13 protein-coding genes are annotated in these 15646 nt (G+C 51.5%); all 13 read left to right on the forward strand.

All coding sequences use genetic code 11. The annotated features are described in order from the left end of the window. The coding region (locus OB13_RS13220; RefSeq protein WP_461490640.1) for a GNAT family N-acetyltransferase at nucleotides 1–371 on the forward strand (371 nt) is incomplete at its 5' end. 186 nt (nucleotides 372–557) lie between these two features. Continuing rightward, nucleotides 558–1028, forward strand: a complete 471-nt coding sequence (locus tag OB13_RS13225) for a GNAT family N-acetyltransferase (RefSeq protein ID WP_461490641.1) — start codon at nucleotides 558–560, stop codon at nucleotides 1026–1028. Nucleotides 1029–1154: 126 nt separating this feature from the next. Then, nucleotides 1155–1853 (forward strand): hypothetical protein, encoded by a 699-nt coding sequence (locus OB13_RS13230; protein WP_461490642.1) that lies wholly within the window; start codon nucleotides 1155–1157, stop codon nucleotides 1851–1853. 168 nt (nucleotides 1854–2021) lie between these two features. Further along, nucleotides 2022–2579 (forward strand): NUDIX domain-containing protein, encoded by a 558-nt coding sequence (locus tag OB13_RS13235; protein ID WP_461490643.1) that lies wholly within the window; start codon nucleotides 2022–2024, stop codon nucleotides 2577–2579. A 108-nt stretch (nucleotides 2580–2687) separates the two neighbouring features. Next, complete coding sequence (locus tag OB13_RS13240; protein ID WP_461490644.1) at nucleotides 2688–3563, forward strand: lysophospholipid acyltransferase family protein; 876 nt, start codon at nucleotides 2688–2690, stop codon at nucleotides 3561–3563. Next, a complete protein-coding gene (gene gatC, locus OB13_RS13245) occupies nucleotides 3484–3723 on the forward strand; it encodes an Asp-tRNA(Asn)/Glu-tRNA(Gln) amidotransferase subunit GatC (RefSeq protein ID WP_461490652.1) in 240 nt (79 codons plus the stop codon). The genes OB13_RS13240 and gatC overlap by 80 nt, the downstream gene beginning before the upstream one ends. Before the next feature lie 15 nt (nucleotides 3724–3738). Then, nucleotides 3739–6783 (forward strand): tetratricopeptide repeat protein, encoded by a 3045-nt coding sequence (locus tag OB13_RS13250; protein ID WP_461490645.1) that lies wholly within the window; start codon nucleotides 3739–3741, stop codon nucleotides 6781–6783. A gap of 11 nt (nucleotides 6784–6794) precedes the next feature. Next, nucleotides 6795–7517: an ABC transporter ATP-binding protein gene (locus OB13_RS13255; RefSeq protein ID WP_461490646.1), complete on the forward strand. Its 723-nt coding sequence runs from the start codon at nucleotides 6795–6797 to the stop codon at nucleotides 7515–7517. Nucleotides 7518–7520: 3 nt separating this feature from the next. Further along, a complete protein-coding gene (locus OB13_RS13260; protein ID WP_461490647.1) occupies nucleotides 7521–8072 on the forward strand; it encodes a cob(I)yrinic acid a,c-diamide adenosyltransferase in 552 nt (183 codons plus the stop codon). A gap of 26 nt (nucleotides 8073–8098) precedes the next feature. Beyond that, nucleotides 8099–9172, forward strand: coding sequence for a branched-chain amino acid aminotransferase (locus OB13_RS13265; protein WP_461490648.1), 1074 nt, complete (start codon nucleotides 8099–8101; stop codon nucleotides 9170–9172). Between the two features lie 85 nt (nucleotides 9173–9257). Next, nucleotides 9258–10335, forward strand: a protein-coding gene (gene prfB / locus OB13_RS13270) for a peptide chain release factor 2 (RefSeq protein ID WP_461490649.1) whose coding sequence is annotated in 2 segments (ribosomal slippage) — nucleotides 9258–9317 and nucleotides 9319–10335 — 1077 coding nt in all. Because the reading frame shifts where the segments join, the coding sequence is not laid out codon by codon here. 649 nt (nucleotides 10336–10984) lie between these two features. After that, the gene (locus OB13_RS13275) at nucleotides 10985–14152 is read left to right on the forward strand and encodes a SusC/RagA family TonB-linked outer membrane protein (protein ID WP_461490650.1); all 3168 of its coding nucleotides are present in this window, start codon (nucleotides 10985–10987) and stop codon (nucleotides 14150–14152) included. 17 nt (nucleotides 14153–14169) lie between these two features. Then, entirely contained in the window at nucleotides 14170–15597 is a 1428-nt protein-coding gene (locus OB13_RS13280; RefSeq protein WP_461490651.1) for a SusD/RagB family nutrient-binding outer membrane lipoprotein, read from the forward strand. Nucleotides 15598–15646: the final 49 nt, after the last annotated feature.

Consider the following 15646-nt stretch of genomic DNA (forward strand, 5'->3'; position numbering starts at 1 on the left):
AGGCCAGGCACTATCTTGAAAACGGACCTCTAAAAAGTTATGCGGAATATGGCTATGGCTTATCGCTGGTAGAACGGAAAGAGGACCAGAAAGCGATCGGGATGTGCGGAATTCTTAACCGGGATACTTTAGACCATCCGGATATAGGGTTTGCTTTTTTACCTGAATTTAACGGAAATGGCTACGCTTTTGAAATAGCCAGTGCGACGATGAACTATGCCAAAGACCGGTTAAAACTTTCAAAGATTGCGGCCATAACTATACCTGCTAATGTAAGGTCCATCCGGCTTTTAGAAAAAATCGGGCTCCGGTTTACCAGGACATTTTGCTTCCCAGACCGAGACGAAGAATTACTCTTGTACAGCAATTAAACAACCACAAAACAGCAGACCTTAGCCATCAAAGAACCGGGCGCCGTGACGGTCCGGCAACAGGTATAGCAGGTACGCCTCCGGGTATAATTTTTTATACGCCTGCAGGTCGGCACTTTTACTGTGCGGTTGTCATTAGAAATCAATGCCGGCAAATCTCCTCCCTAAGTCAGAATTAAAAGAAAAATGATCCGACCCTACTCCCCAGACGACCAAGAACAACTGATCGAGATACTCAGACGCAACACGCCCGAGTATTTTGCGGTATCAGAAGAGGAGGACTTTAACGCCTACCTGGAGCAGCATGTGGAGCAATACTTTGTCGTGGAAGAAGGTGAGCGGATCATCGGGGCAGGCGGCATCAACTACTTCGATGACTATACCCTGGCCCGCATCTCCTGGGATCTTATTCACCCCGATTTCCAGGGAAAAGGCATCGGAAAAGAACTGATGCGCTACCGGATGGATGAGATCAGGAAAAAAAATACGGTGCGCGTCGTCGTGGTGAGAACGACCCAACTGGTCTACAGGTTTTACCAAAAGATGGGCTTTGTGCTGGAACGTACCGAAAAGGATTTCTGGGCAAAGGGCTTTGATCTGTATCAAATGAAACTGGAATTAACTAAAACGACTGCCCGTAGTGACTTTGGAATGTGAAGCCAAGTAGTCTTTCTTGAAAGATCAGGCCGCGCAGGCCGTGTCTGGTCTTATAAGGAAGCAGTTTGCACGTAGAAGGAGTTCAAGACTGAGTCCGGAAGCATGGGCAGTTAGCAACATCCTGTTATGATAGAAAACCTGCCTAATTGGATAAATTTGGTATTCCTGCTCACAGTGGGCATCACCATTGTGATGTTCTATTTTGCAAATGGCAGAAAACGCAGCCTGCTCCTCGGGATCATTGCCTGGAGTGTCCTCCAATCCATTTTAGCCCTGCAGGGATTTTATCAGAACACAAATACATTTCCTCCGAGATTTGCCTTCGTGTTAGTACCCATCGCAATTTTCATCGTCTTGGGCCTGTTGCCCAGGTATCGAAATGAAGTATTAAAACACCGGCATCTGGCAGCGAGCACTTTCCTGCATACGGTCAGAGTACCGGTAGAAATTGTGCTATACCTCCTTTTTACCTATAAAATGATCCCGGAGCTGATGACGTTTGAAGGAAGGAACTTTGATATCGCAGCGGGCCTGACGGCGCCGGTTATCGGGCTATTGATCCTTACAAAGAAAGCAAACAACACGTTACTGATTGCATGGAATGGCATCGCCCTGTGCCTGGTGAGCTTTATCATGCTGAACGGGATCCTGTCCGCTGAACTTCCTTTCCAGCAGTTCGGATTTGAGCAACCCAACCGGGCTATTCTCTATTTCCCGTTTATTCTCCTTCCGGCGGTGATCGTACCCATCGTCATCTATACCCATCTGACGGATCTGATACTGCTGGTTCAGCAAAGAAAAACAGGGCAGCAGAAGCTGCGCTGAGCATTTGAAACGGGAATATCTGCTTTCTTTCTCTCCGCTTCTACCAGGGATGGTGCAGGCCGGAAGAAGCTACCACAGCCCAGGCCCCGCCGTTCTCAGAAATCAGGACAAATTATACTTACCCTCAATCCCGTATACCGTATCTTTGCAGCGAATACAAGCAGAGCTATGATAGACGAACAACACAACCCCTGGACGACCCTTTCGTCGGAAGAAGTATACCAGAACCCCTGGATAAAAGTGCGCGAAGACCAGGTGCTGAACCCCCGCGGAGGCAAAGGAATCTACGGGGTAGTGAGCATGAAGAACAAGGCCATCGGCATCATCCCCATCGACGACGAAGGCTATACCTACCTGGTGGGCCAGTACCGTTACCCGCTCAAAGAGTACAGCTGGGAGATACCGATGGGCGGCGGCCTGATCGAAAACGATATACTGGAGTCGGCGAAGCGGGAGCTGCAGGAAGAGACCGGTTTTACGGCAGCCAAATGGACCAACATCTGCCGCCTGCATACCTCCAACTCGGTGACCGATGAGGAAGGTTTTGTTTTCCTGGCGCAGGAACTAAAGGCCGGCGAAACCGCTTTTGAAGAGACAGAGGAGCTTCACATCAGGCGGGTGCCGTTTCAGGAAGCCGTGCGCATGGCCCTGAACAATGAGATCACAGACGCCATCAGCGTGGCCGGAATCCTGAAGGCGGCTTTGCTCTTGCAGCAGAGCAGCTAGACACGGGGAAGCGGGACGAGGGGAGGAGGCGGAAGGCAAAATGAATCTGAAATTCAGTGCCGGCATACCTCGATTGTTAACTGGTGGATTATTCTTACATTTGAAGGCATGAAAGCGCTCAAATACCTATCTCATCGACTCTATACCACCTGGTGCGTCACCTGGTTCATGATGCCTTTTGTGCTTACCTACCCGTTCCAGGCGGTGCTGATCCGGAAACCGCGCTGGCACCCACATGCCCACGGCATCAACCGGTTCTGGTCTTCCTCCGCCCTGCGGATGTTCCTGACGCCTATCAAGGTGGAGTGGCACATGCGCTTTAGTCCCAAAGAGCAGTACATTTTCACCCCGAACCACAGTTCTTACCTCGATATTCCACTTTTGCTGCATGCCATACCGGGTTTTATTAACTTTGTAGGCAAGAGCTCGCTGACGAAGATACCGCTTTGGGGCAAGATGTATGAAAAGCTCTACATCTCGGTAGACCGGAAAAGCGCCATCAGCAGTGCCAAAAGCTATATTCAATCGGTGCGGTCGCTGGATCAGGGACGCAACCTGATCATATTCCCGGAGGGAACCATACCGCCTACGGCAGGCGTGGAGTTGTTGCCCTTCAAGGACGGCCCCTTCAAACTGGCCATCGAGAAGCAGCTGCCGGTCGTGCCGGTGACCATGCCCTACAACCATAAGTTTTTGCCTGACCTGCATGGCAAGCTGAAGGTAAGGTGGCATCCGCTCAAGATCGTGATCCATGAGCCGATCGATACGAAGGGGATGACGCTGCAGGACCTGCCGGCGCTGAAAGCGAAAGTGCACCACATTATTCAAACAGAAATTACGAAACACAATCAGACATATGTCAACGGATATTCAAACTATCAGAAAGATCGCACACCTGGCGAGGCTGGAGTTCAACGAGGAGAAAGAGCAGGAAATGCTGCAGGATCTGAACAAGATCTTGAACTGGGTAGACCAGTTGCGTGAGCTGGATACTGCCGACGTCGAGCCCCTCATCCACATGTCGGAAGAGGTGAACGTGGTGCGCGAAGACATTGCCCGTAACGATGTGTCGCATGAGGCGGCCCTGAAGAACGCTCCTAAAAAAGACTCCGATTATTTCAGAGTACCGAAAGTACTGGAATAATCAGCAGCCTTGTCTATGAACAAAATCAAGTTTTGGAATAAATGGGATACGGACACCAGGTATCCCTATCTTTTTTTGCTGCTACTGGCCGTGGTGGCGCTCATGCTGGGGGTATACCATTACTTCACAGGGGAGGACGCCTCTTACGCCTGGGACAAGCTCACGGAACTGGAAGTGGTGCAGGTGCCTGTGAACGAGATCAACCGCCTGTTGGAGCCCTTCACGCTCTACGTAGACGGCTACCTGATCACGGAGCAGTATGATGTAGCCGCTCCAACTGTGAATACGGCCGCCGCCATGGCCGTGCTGCTCATACTGGCCATCTGCCTGGCCTTCTATACCGCCGCCATCAGTACCATGAAGCGTATTCCGTACTTCGGAGGTATGCTGCTGCTGATGCTCCTGCTGGCTTCCTTCAACCTGGACCTGCTCGGGGTGATGGGCAGCAGCACCGGTCAAACCATGCTGCTGGTCTTTATCATCTCGCTGGCAATCGTAAGCTATGCTTTCCAGGCTTTCTACCAGCAGGTACGTTTTTCCATGCGGGTGCTGGCCATGGCAGGCGTCATCGGGCTGCTGGGTGCCCTGGTTTTCATGGATTCCGATTTCCCGCCCTTGCTCACGGCCCTGCACCTGGTCAACTACAGTTCGCTGAGCCTGATCGTGGCTTCCTTCCTTTTCATGATCTGGGTGGGGTATGCCAACATCAACGCCTTGCTTTGGATCAACACCCAGGCAAAAGCGCCTGAACGCAGGTTCAGCGTATGGCAGTTCGTGCTGGTCAGTGTGCTATACCTGCTCAACCTGCTGTTGCTATATCTGCGGCACGTAGGCTATGTCAAGGCCGATCTGTTCTTTATCAACGCCTACTTCATCCTCATGCTGTCAGTGGTCTCCGGGTTTTGGGGCATGCAGCAGCGGGAAGCGTATTATGGACGCCTGTTTCCGTTCAAGCCGACCGGAGCGGTGCTATACCTGGTTTTCGCCATCCTGACTTTCCTGAGCATTGGCTATGCGTATGCTACCGCCAACGACTCCCTCATTGTGTTGCACCACGACCTGATCGTGTACACGCACCTGGCTTTTGGCGTGTTCTTTTTCATTTATGTGATGGCCAATTTCGGCCGCCTGATCGAGCAGCGCCTGCAGGTCTACAAGGTCGTCTACCAGCCCAGACTGCTGCCTATCTACACGATCTATACCATGGGCGCCATTTTGCTGGGCATCCTGGTCATGCGGACGCAATACAGGGTATACTTTTACTCCTACGCAGGCTACTACAGCTACCTGGGCGACCTCTACAAGGCGTCTGACAATACGATACTGGCCGAGCGCTTTTACCGGGAGAGTGATCTCTATGACATCAACAACGTGAAGGCCAACTTGAGTCTGGCCGGCATGTACCGCGAGAAGCAGCAGCGCAACAACGAGATCCTGAGCCTGCAGGAGTCGCTGCAGAAGCGGCCAAACCCGAAACTGTACGTACGCCTGGCCAACCTCTACGACCTGAAGCAATTCTTTTTCGAAAAGCTCTATGTGCTGCAACAGGGCGCCATTGCCTTTCCGGAGAGCCCCGAAATTTATAACAACCTTGCCCTGCTTTACGCCCAGACCAGCGTCACCGACAGCGTGAAATATTACTTTGATCTGGCCCAGGAGCATGCTTCCAACCCGGATCTGGTGCGAAGCAACCGCCTCGCTTACTATACCCGGCAAGCCATGCCGGAAGAGGCAAAGGAACTGGTGGCTGAAATACGCTCCAGCAATTACAAGCCCCTACGTAGCAACATGTCGGCCCTGGGCCAGTTGCTGGGCCGCGCATCCGAAGCGCAGGACGAGCCCTTTGCGCCCGATTCACTGGAAGAGGTGGCCGACATGACCCTGTTCTACAACAATACCATCGGGAGCATCAACAACGGCGATACTTCGCTGCTGAAGCCCATCAACCGCTACCTCGCATCGCGCGGGAACCAGTTGTTCATGGAGGACCTGCTCTACCTGAAAGGACTGGTGCACCACTACGACGGACGGCCCAAGGAAGCGCGCAATGTGGTCGAGACGCTGGCCCTGGCGGCTTCTGAGCGCAGTGCCTATTACTACAATGCGCTGGGTCACTGGATGATGGAAGAGGAGAATTACGGCGCGGCGGCCTCTTACTTCAAGGAAGCCAAGAACCGCGGCTTCAACCAGGCCTTTATTTCGCATGCCTACGCCCTGGCCCTGAACCATCAGACAGAAGATGCGATGGAGGCACTGAAGGAAGTTGGGTTTACCGAAATTGAGTCTGCCATCGAAGTGGCTCAGTCGCTGCTCACGGTGCTGGACCAGGCACCCGGCACCATCATACGGGAAGCGCCTGACAAAGACAAGGTGCAATACCTGATCGCCTACCTGCCAGACCTGCTGCCCCGCGACGTGGACGGCATCGTCAGCAGCGTGAAGGACAAGGAATTGCAGCGGGAAGCACTGGTGGCCCGGGTAGATTATTTTATGGGCAAAAAGCGCTGGAAACTGGCAAACGAAGCCATCAAAGAAGCTGCTGCTACCCTGCTGCCCGAAGGCGAGCTCCGTTCGAAACTGAACCTGCAGCAGATGCGGCTGTGGCTGTATACCAAGAACCACGATGTGCTGGTCAAGCGCATGGATAACCTATACCTGACACCGAAGGATAAACGCCAGAAGCTATACCTGCGGGCCAAAATTGCAGAAATAAAGAACAGGGACCGGGAAGCAGCCGAACGCTATGACCATGCCCTGAAAATGCTGCTCTACGACGAGCAGGTGGTGGAGGACGCTGCTGCCTTTTTCGCCAGGTATAGCCCGAACGAGATGAAGGCCTACAACATCCTGCTCGATGGCATCACCTACAATCCCTACTCCTCCAGCCTGTACAAAGCGTACGCCCTGGAAAGTATAAACCAGGGTTTGGTAAGCTATGCAGATCAGGCACTTGTTTCGCTCAGCAGCTTGCTTCCTCCCTCGGAATACAGTACATTTAAAGAGAAATTTGAACGGCAGCGCCGGGCTAAAGAGGCTGAAGCCGATAATTGGCAACTATAAAAACAGGCTGTATGAGCACCATCATCGAGACACACGATATTTCCAAGATCTACCGGATGGGTAGTGAAACGATCCACGCGCTCAAGTCGGTATCGATCCGGATTGAGAAAGGCGAGTATGTCGCGTTCATGGGACCTTCCGGTTCCGGTAAGTCTACGCTGATGAACATCATCGGCTGTCTCGATACGCCTACGGGAGGGCAGTACATCCTGAACGGCAGCGACGTGAGCAATATGACTGACAATGCGCTGGCAGAAGTGCGTAACAAGGAGATCGGCTTCGTGTTCCAGACCTTCAATCTGCTGCCGCGTCAGACCTCGCTCGAGAATGTAGCCCTGCCGCTGATCTACGCCGGCTACAACAAAGCTGCCCGCGAAGAGCGCGCTCAGCAGGTACTGGAAAGTGTGGGCCTGGGCAACCGGGGCAAACACAAACCCAACGAACTGTCCGGCGGCCAGCGTCAGCGTGTCGCCATTGCCCGTGCCCTGATCAACAACCCCAGCATCATACTGGCCGATGAGCCGACCGGTAACCTCGATACCAAGACCTCTTATGAGATCATGGAGCTTTTCGAGAACCTGCACGCCAAAGGCAACACCATCATCATGGTGACGCACGAAGAGGACATTGCCAAGTACGCCCACCGCATTGTGCGCCTCCGCGACGGGCTGATAGAATCTGACGAGGTAAACCAAGACATCACCTCACACGCCGATCTACAGGCAGAACGATAGCCGATGAAGATATACACCAAAACAGGCGACAAAGGCACCACTTCCCTGATAGGTGGCACCCGGGTGGCCAAATCGCACCTGCGCATTGAATCTTATGGTACGATAGACGAGCTCAACTCCTACATCGGACTGGTACGTGACCAGGACGTCAACAAGGGCAGGGGCGATATTCTGAAAGAAATTCAGGACAGGCTCTTCACCATCGGCTCTACCCTTGCTACCGATCCAGACAAGGACACCAAAATGAAAACGCCTGACCTGCGGGAGGAAGATGTCACCTTGCTGGAGCAGGAGATCGATGCGATGACGGCCGGGGTGCCGCCGCTTCGCGCTTTTGTGCTGCCGGGCGGGCATCAGTCCGTTTCCTTCTGCCACCTGGCCCGCTGTGTGTGCCGCCGGGCGGAGCGCCTGGCCATCCGGCTCCAGGAAGAGTCGCCGGTAGACGACCTGGTGATAAAATACCTGAACCGTTTGTCAGATTATCTGTTCGCTCTTTGCCGCAAAATGACGTATGAGTTACAGGCTGAGGAAATCGCCTGGAAGCCACGCGTCTAATCTATGTCCACCAAAAACAAACCAGTATGTCAGTTGAGACCCTAACCATACCTACTCAGACCGTGGCCCAGAGCCGTATCGCTGAGCTGGACTTCCATAATATAGAGTTTGGTAAGATTTTTTCTGACCACATGCTGGTAGCCGACTACAGGGAGGGCGCCTGGCAAACTCCGCAGATTCTGCCGTACGGCAACATGTCCCTCAGCCCGGCTAATTCGGCCCTGCATTACGGGCAATCCGTTTTTGAAGGCATGAAAGCCTACCGGAATGCCGAAAGCGATATCCTGTTGTTCAGGCCGCTGGACAACTTCAAGCGCCTGAACATTTCCGCTGAGCGCATGTGCATACCTGAGCTTCCGGAAGAATTGTTTATGCAGGGGCTGGAGCAGTTGCTGCGACTCGATGCGGCCTGGGTGCCGCCTACAGCCGGTTGTGCGTTGTACCTGCGGCCTTTTATCTTTGCTACGGATGAATTTATAGGCGTTCGCCCTTCTTCTAACTACCGGTTTGTCGTGTTTACCTGCCCGGTAGGTGCTTATTACGGGCAGCCGCTGCGGGTAGCCATTGAGCCAAACTACGTGCGTTCTGCCGAAGGCGGAGCCGGTTATGCCAAGGCCGCGGGCAACTACGGGGCAGCGCTATACCCTGCCCGTCAGATGCAGGAGAAAGGCTATCACCAGCTGATCTGGACCGATGCCCGGGAGCACAAATATATTGAGGAATCCGGCACCATGAACGTCATGTTTGTGATTGATGGCGTGTTGGTGACGCCAGCCGTAAGTACCACCATCCTGTCGGGTATCACGCGCAAAAGCGTGCTGCAACTGGCCCGCGACAAAGGTATACCGGTAGAGGAACGAAAAGTAGCTGTAGACGAGATTGTCGCCGCTCACAAAGCCGGTAAGCTGCAGGAGGCATTCGGTACGGGTACAGCCGCTACCATTGCGCAGATTGCCACGATTCATTACAAAGGGGAGGACCTGGAGCTGCCCGCTCTCGAAGGCCGCACGGTTTCCAACGGCATAGCAGCCGAGCTGGATCAGATCAAAACAGGGCAGATACCCGACCGGCACAACTGGAATTATAAGATCAGTTTGTAGACAAGAGTACCATCAGAATGCCGGACCCCGGGCAGGCTTGTTCAGGTTCCGGCATTTTATCATTTATAAGCATTAAACAAAAAGCATGACCGCAGAACAAGTGAAGGATTTAAAAGCCCGTGTTGAGGCTTTGAGGAGGTATCTTTGACTACGATACCAAAATACAACAGATAAAAGAAACCGAGCTACAGACCTTGGCACCTGACTTCTGGGACGATCCCAAAGCGGCCGAGAAAGTACTCAAAGAAGTGAAATCGCTGAAGGTATGGACCGACCACTACGAGGAAGTAGAGAAGTCGCTCTCAGACCTGGAGGTGTTGTATGATTTCTACAAAGAAGGCGACGTATCGGAAGAGGATATCAGGCTGGAGGCTAAAAAGACAGAGGCCGCCATTGAAGGCCTGGAGTTCAAGCGTATGCTCAGCGGCGAAGAAGACCAGCTGAGCGCCATCCTGGAAATTAACCCGGGCGCAGGCGGCACCGAAAGCCAGGACTGGGCCGAAATGCTCATGCGCATGTACATCATGTGGGCCGAGTCGCACAAATTTAGTGTGAGGCAGATCAACTACAACCCGGGAGATGGGGCAGGTATAAAATCCGCAACGCTGGAGATCACCGGTGACTTCGCCTACGGGTACCTGAAGTCCGAGATCGGGGTCCATCGCCTGGTGCGCATTTCCCCGTTCGACTCCGGCGGCCGCCGCCATACCTCGTTTGCTTCGATCTTTGCTTACCCGGTCGTAGATGACACGATCAACATTGAGATCAACCTCAGTGACATTGACTGGGACACGTTCCGCTCGGGCGGTGCCGGTGGCCAGAACGTAAACAAGGTGGAAACGGCCGTACGCCTCAAGCACAGGCCAACCGGTATTGTGATCGAATGCCAGATCGAGCGTTCGCAGCTCATGAACAAGGAGCACGCGCTGCGTATGCTCAAGTCGCGCCTCTACCAGATCGAGATTGACAAGCGCAACGAAGAGCGCGACCGGGTGGAGAGCACCAAAAAGCGTATTGACTTTGGCTCCCAGATCCGCAACTACGTGCTGCACCCGTACAAGCTGGTAAAGGATATCCGGACAGGCGTGGAGCGTTCGGACGTACAGAACGTGCTGGACGGCGACCTGGATGAATACATCAAGGCATACCTGATGCAGGCCTAATCCTGACTTAGTAATAAAAAAAGGCACCGGAAATGGTGCCTTTTTTTATTACACATAGCGTCAAATAGAAGTTTATACCCAGCCCGAATTCCTGAAATCTGGTCAACGCCTCTCTTTTTAGGGTAAACCCTGCAAAGTTCAATGTAAGTATGTGTCTGTTTGCCAGTAATAACATCATATCTGTTTGATTGTTATGGTTTTACAGAAATGTTAAAGTTTCATCTTCCGCTTATTTATGCAATTAGAAATACGACTTTACCAATAAAGCTACGTATACAATGGAAGCATAATAAGATTTTTTTGAAGTATAGATATATGTATGTTGTTTCATGCTTCAGCTTAGATGTGATTATTACCCTTTGTGTGTCTTGCTTATAGTCAAAGTTTACAGCAAAATAGATAGCGTATAACAAGAGGTACCTTTCTGCAATTCAACAGCATTTCACTTCAAAGGCACTCCCACTTTCGGGGCAGTCCTACATTGGCTTCTGCCTTCTTTCTTTTTGCCACTCAGTTTTTTGTTATCATAAGCCCCTGCAGTAATTATAGCTCTACCCCTGAAAGGGGAGAAGCTTAATAGAGAGAATAAAAATATTAATAATCGCAGATCAACTCTTTGTTAAATCTTATAATTCATAATACTACTACCATGAAAGCACTATTACTTTTAAGCTTGTTCTTGGTGTTTACGCTACAGGCAATGGCACAAGGCAGGACAGTTACAGGTACAGTTTCGGACGAGGCCACCAATCAAGGTTTGCCGGGTGTAGCTGTTCTGGTGCAGGGCACCACGGTGGGTACGACCACTGGTGCCGATGGCACCTATACGCTTACTGTTCCCGAAGGGAATAATACACTGACATTCCGCTTTATCGGGTATACCCCTGTAACGCGCAACATTGACAATGCATCCACGATCGATGTAGCCCTAAGTGTAGACACCAAACAACTGAACGAGGTGGTGGTAACAGCCTTTGGTATAGAGCGGGAGGAAAAAGCGTTGAGTTATTCGGTTCAGCAGGTGGAAGGGGAAGCCGTTTCCAGAGCCGGTCAGCCAAACGTAACCAATGGCATCCAAGGTAAAGTGGCCGGTGTGATCGTACGCCAGTCGAGTGGTTTGCCAGGTTCTTCTTCCACCATTACCATACGGGGTAACCGCTCTTTCCTGGGAAACAACCAACCGCTTTACGTGGTAGACGGTATGCCCATTGAAAGCAACTCCCTGGTCCAGGACCCAAACACGGGGCAGGGGCCCGGTACAGGTGGCGTTAGCGGCGCGGACGCATCTTCCAGAGCGCTTGACATCAACCCCAACGACATTGAGTCTATTTCCGTGCTGAAGGGAGGGGCCGCAGCTGCTCTGTATGGTCTTCGGGCTTCAAACGGAGTGGTCATCATCACGACCAAAAAAGGAAAAGGTCTTACTGAGAAGAAAGGCGCTACGATTACTTTTAATACTGACTATACCTTTGATGAGGTGTCCAGGCTCCCCGATCTGCAGAGTACTTACGCCCAGGGTAGTGCAGGAGCGTATTCTAACTTTACCTCCCTCTCCTGGGGACCCCAGATCAGTACACTTGGCGATGTGACAGACCGGCTGGGTAATACACGTTCCGGCAACCAGATTTTTGATAACGTAGATCCATTCTTTCAGACAGGTCATACCTGGAACAACAACATCAATATTGGCAATAGCGGGCCTTTGGGCAACTATGCTGTTGGGTTTGGCTACACCGATCAGGAAGGAATTGTGCCAACTACGGGCATGTCGCGCTATACAGCCAAACTGGCAGGAGATTTTAACCTCAACGAAAAAATAACATTGGGTATCTCTGCCAATTATTCTGATGTGAATGTGGACAAAATACCCGGTGGCAGCAACCTGTCTAACCCTTTGTTTACGCTATACGCCGCCCCCCGCACATTCGATTTGTGGGGTTCGCCATTTAACTTTCCAGGTGAGCCATACCGCCAGTACAACTACCGGAGTGCCATCGATAATCCAAGATGGTCACTGGAAAATAACGAGTTCACTGAGCAGACCCGACGCATTATTGGCAGCGGAACTATTACCTACAGGCCTTTGGAATGGGTTGCCTTAAACTATAGGTTCGGTGTCGACTTTTTTACAACCGATGGCAAGGAGGTATACGAATTAGGTTCAGGAAACACAGGCGGTGCAGGACTGATAAATGACTTCACAAACAACCAGAACCAGATCAACTCCAACATTTCTGTGAATTTTAACCGCAATGTTACCGAAGACCTTAGCCTGAACCTGCTTCTTGGAAACGAAGTTTACGATATAAGAAGCAGGCTGATCAGCAATTTTGGTTCAGGTATCCCGATCGGCGGCTTTCGGAATATAGGAAGTACTGCATCCCAACGTTCTACAGACTTTATCAGCAGAAGACGGGTAGCTGGGTTTTATGCCAGTCTGGAAGCCGGTTTTAGGGATTACCTCTTCTTGAACGCCACGGCAAGGCAGGACTACGTATCCAACCTGCCGCGTGATAACCGTTCTTTCTTCTACCCCTCCATAGGCCTTGGATTTGTATTCACAGATGCCTTTGGAATTGAGAACAATTGGCTGAGCTTCGGTAAAATAAGGGCTTCGTATGCAGAAGTAGGCCAGGCACCGGATGATCCGTACCAGACCAGAAATTTCTATTTGGTTGGAAGCTCCACTTCCGGATTTCTGGAAGACGACATTCAATTCCCATTCAACGGTTTGCCCGCCTACTCAGCTTCGGATATCCTGCGTACGGACCAACTTCGACCTCAAAACACAAAAACAGTTGAAGTTGGGGGGGATTTTCGGTTCCTGGACAACAGGCTGACAGTTGATTATACCTACTATATTCAGACCACCGAAGATCAGATTTTCCAGGTTCCGGTGGCCCCAACCAGCGGCTTCACCTCAGAGCTTCGCAATGCCGGTGAACTGGAATCCAAGGGCCACGAACTGGTTGTAGGCATTATTCCTGTAAGAAACCCTAATTTCCAGTGGGAACTGACCACGAACTTCTCCTCCTTTGAGAACGAGGTTAAAAGTTTAGCTCCGGGTGTAGAAAACATTTTCCTGGGTGGTTTCACCATACCAAACGTGCGAGCGGAGGCCGGCGCTCCTTATCCTGTCATCTTTGGTGCCTCTTTTGTAAGGGATGATGCCGGCAACATTGTCGTAGATAGTCGCGAGAGCATTGAGGGAGATCCTAACCCCTACTACGGCATGCCACTGGAAGGCCCGGCCAAGGCCATAGGCAGCGTGCAGCCGGATTTTGAGATGAACTTCCTGAATAGTTTGAATTTCAAGGGAATCACCCTGACGGCGCAGCTCGACTGGCGTAAAGGGGGCAAGGCCTATGCCGGTAATACCCGTCTACTCAAACTGTACGGTATGGCTGAAATAACCGAAGACCGCGAAACACCTAAAGTGTTCGAAGGATCGAAAGGTTTCTTTGACGAAGAGGGTAACCTGGTCGTGGAAGGATCCAACGATATTGCTGTACCTCAAGGTCAGACGTTCTGGCAAACTGCCATGGACATCATTGATGAGTCAAATGTCTACTCTACAACATTTGTGCGGTTAAGAGAGGTTACTTTTGGATATACCATCCCTACAGCACTGGTTGAAAAGACGCCCTTCCAGTCGGCTTCTGTTTTCCTGACAGGCCGAAACCTGTTCCTGATCACCGACTATCCAAACTTCGACCCTGAAACCAGTGTTGGGGGTGCCGGAAACTTCCAGGGCCTGGAGTATGTGTCGTTGCCGCAGACACGAAGCTTTGGTGCAGGTATAAGAGTGTCCTTTTAATTTAAATGAAGCGAAAGATGAAAACGAAAAGATATATAAGCAGCCTGGTAGCTGCCATGGTTCTGCTGCTGTTTGCCGGTTCCTGTAGCGAGGATAAACTGGATGAGATTGATACCAATCCGAATAACCCGCTGGATGTACCTATCAACCTGTTGTTACCTCAGGTAATCACTGATGTAGCGTTTGCTGTATCAGGTACAGATCTGGCCTGGTACTCTTCTGTATTTGTACAGCACACGGCAGGTGTGCACGCGCAATTACAGTCCGCAGACCTGCGTTCCGGTAACGCAAATGCGAGTTTGGTGGCAAATACCTGGGCTACCATTTACGCGGGTACCTTGCCAGACCTGAACGCAATCATAACCAAAGGATCTGAAGGGGGAGACGAGGAAGGGAAATTCATTGAGGTTGGTATTGCAAAAATTCTGAAAGCTTACACAATAGCCATCGCAACGGATGCCTGGGGGCGGGTACCTTTTTCAGAAATTGGGCAGGGGTCCGAATTACGTACCCCCATCTATGATCCACAACAGCAGATCTACACCAGCATACAAACCTTGCTGGATGAAGCCATTGCGGATCTGGCAAAAGGAGGAGATAGCCCGGGCGAAACCGATCTTATTTATGGAGGTGATGCCGAAAGCTGGACAAGGGCTGCTTGGTCGTTGAAAGCACGCTACTTTAACCGGTTGAGCAACATCGATCCTGCTGGTTCAGCCACACAAGCGCTTGCAGCAGCAGCCAATGGTTTTCAAAGTCCGGATCAAAGTATGGTGTTTGAAAGCTTCACAACACAGTCTACAGGCGAGCATCCTTGGTACCAGGAATCAAACGACCGTGCGCACCACGCTGTCAGCCAGACTTTCGTGACTACGTTGCAAAACCTGAATGATCCACGGCTGGAAGAGTTGGTAGCTCCTGCGCCAGAGCCAGCGGCGATCACCGGAGCCCCGAATGGAACCCAGACGAACGACCAATCTAGCCAGTTATTTTCAGACCCAACAGAACAGGTGTTGAATGCTACTTCGCCTATGCCACTGATGACGTATGACGAATTAAAGTTTATTGAAGCAGAGGCAAACCTCAGATTAGGCAATGCTGTAGGAGCTACGACAGCATTTACCGAAGCAGTTGCTGCTGCCATGCGGCGTCAGGCACCCGGACTTACAGAAGCAGAAATCACAGTCTATGTAGCCTCAGCGGCAGGGGGTGCTTTGAGTCTGGAGAGCATTATCACACAGAAGTGGATCTCTTTCTGGCTCTTTCAACCTATTGAAGCCTACAACGACTACAGGCGGACTGATATTCCCCGGTTAACCCATCCGATCGGTCCTGCCCCGCTCCGGTTTCCGTATCCGCAGTCAGAATTGGATGCCAATGCAGCCAACGTGCCCGATACACCAATAACAAATGGTGTCTGGTGGGATGACGGTACAGATGATTGACATATAGTATAAAAATTTAGAGAGCCCGATGCAGATTGCGTCGGGCTTT

The organism is Pontibacter sp. HJ8 (genome assembly GCF_054824225.1).

Excerpts from the sequence above, each read along its gene's own strand:
- OB13_RS13225 (WP_461490641.1), top strand. The coding sequence starts at position 558 with ATGATCCGACCCTACTCCCCAGACGACCAAGAACAACTGATCGAGATA.
- OB13_RS13230 (WP_461490642.1), top strand. The coding sequence starts at position 1,155 with ATGATAGAAAACCTGCCTAATTGGATAAATTTGGTATTCCTGCTCACA.
- OB13_RS13235 (WP_461490643.1), top strand. The coding sequence starts at position 2,022 with ATGATAGACGAACAACACAACCCCTGGACGACCCTTTCGTCGGAAGAA.
- OB13_RS13240 (WP_461490644.1), top strand. The coding sequence starts at position 2,688 with ATGAAAGCGCTCAAATACCTATCTCATCGACTCTATACCACCTGGTGC.
- OB13_RS13250 (WP_461490645.1), top strand. The coding sequence starts at position 3,739 with ATGAACAAAATCAAGTTTTGGAATAAATGGGATACGGACACCAGGTAT.
- OB13_RS13255 (WP_461490646.1), top strand. The coding sequence starts at position 6,795 with ATGAGCACCATCATCGAGACACACGATATTTCCAAGATCTACCGGATG.
- OB13_RS13260 (WP_461490647.1), top strand. The coding sequence starts at position 7,521 with ATGAAGATATACACCAAAACAGGCGACAAAGGCACCACTTCCCTGATA.
- OB13_RS13265 (WP_461490648.1), top strand. The coding sequence starts at position 8,099 with ATGTCAGTTGAGACCCTAACCATACCTACTCAGACCGTGGCCCAGAGC.
- OB13_RS13275 (WP_461490650.1), top strand. The coding sequence starts at position 10,985 with ATGAAAGCACTATTACTTTTAAGCTTGTTCTTGGTGTTTACGCTACAG.
- OB13_RS13280 (WP_461490651.1), top strand. The coding sequence starts at position 14,170 with ATGAAAACGAAAAGATATATAAGCAGCCTGGTAGCTGCCATGGTTCTG.